Genomic DNA, 1,209 nt, shown 5'->3' with positions numbered 1-1,209 from the left:
GCCGTGACGGACCCCGCCGGACCCGCGGCGCCCGCCGCACCCGCGTACCCCGCCGAACTCGCCCCCGCCGCCCGACTGTGGCCGGCGCTGGCGGCCGTCTACCGGGCCCAGCTGTCCCGGGCCCGGGTGGCCCGCATCCCGCTGCTCTTCGTCGCGACCTTCCAGTCCATCGGCATCATGGTGCTGATGCGCGGCGTCGTCGCCGCCGGGCCGGGGGAGGAGGCCCGGGCGGTCGTCGCGGGCGCCAGCGTGCTGGTCGTCGCCTTTGTCGGCCTCAACCTGCTCGCCCAGTACTTCGGCCAGCTCCGCGCGGCCGGCGGCCTCGACCACTACGCGACGCTGCCGGTGCCGCCGGCGGCGGTGGTGCTCGGAGTGGCGGCGGCGTACGCGTCGTTCACCGTGCCGGGCGTGCTGGTCACCGCGCTCACCGGCAGCCTGCTCTTCCAACTCCCGCTGACCGGGCTGTGGGTGCTGCTCGCCGTCATCCCGCTCTCCGGCGCGGCGCTGGCCGGGCTGGGCGCGGCGCTCGGCCTGCTCGCCCCGCGCCCCGAGCTGGCGACGGTCTGCGGCCAGCTCGGCATGTCGGCGGCGCTGCTGCTGGGCGTGCTGCCGCCGTCCGGTATGCCGCTGCCGCTGCAGTGGGCGCGGGACCTGCTGCCGTCCACGTACGGGGTGGAGGCGCTGATGGCGACCTTCGAGCCGGCGCCGGACTGGGCGTCCGTCATGGTCGACCTCGGTGTCTGCGCGGCCGTCGGCGTGGTCACGCTGGTGCTGGCCGCCTGGGCCTACCGCCGCGCCGCCCGCCGCTGACGCCGCCGGAAAGCCGGCGGCCCCTCCGCCTCGCCCGGCCGTCGCGGGCGCGCGCCCCGGTATGGCCTCCCCCCGCTTTCACCTGACCCCGCCCATGCTCCGGCCGCCGAGCTCCGACGACCGTCGTGCGACGGCGTCCCGCCACCGGTCGCCCGGCGCCGTGCGTGAGCTTGGCAGCCGGCGGGCAGAACCGCGTGGGTCCGGTGACCAGAACCGCCCTGGCCAGGCGACAGCGTGCAGCTGTTCGGCTCCGATGCGGCGGGACCGAGGGCCCGCCGGCGGCGGTCGCCTGCCGTTCGGGGGACGTGACGGCCCGGCGGACCGGCCCTCGCGGCGATCTTCGGACCCGTGGCCGACGGCCGGGGCGGCGGCCTGGCACGATGTGCGGGTGAGCGCACC

Annotated in this window: 1 protein-coding gene; it reads left to right on the top strand. The window is 77.9% G+C overall.

The window, feature by feature from the left end; all coding sequences use genetic code 11:
* Positions 1-3: 3 nt before the first annotated feature.
* Positions 4-810: an ABC transporter permease gene (locus GL263_RS26850; RefSeq protein WP_182858327.1), complete on the top strand. Its 807-nt coding sequence runs from the start codon at positions 4-6 to the stop codon at positions 808-810.
* Positions 811-1,209: the final 399 nt, after the last annotated feature.

The organism is Streptomyces durbertensis (genome assembly GCF_014156695.1).
Taxonomy (GTDB): Bacteria; Actinomycetota; Actinomycetes; order Streptomycetales; family Streptomycetaceae; genus Streptomyces; species Streptomyces durbertensis.
Note: the sequence above shows the minus strand (reverse complement) of the source record. Positions and strands in the feature narration are given on the sequence as shown.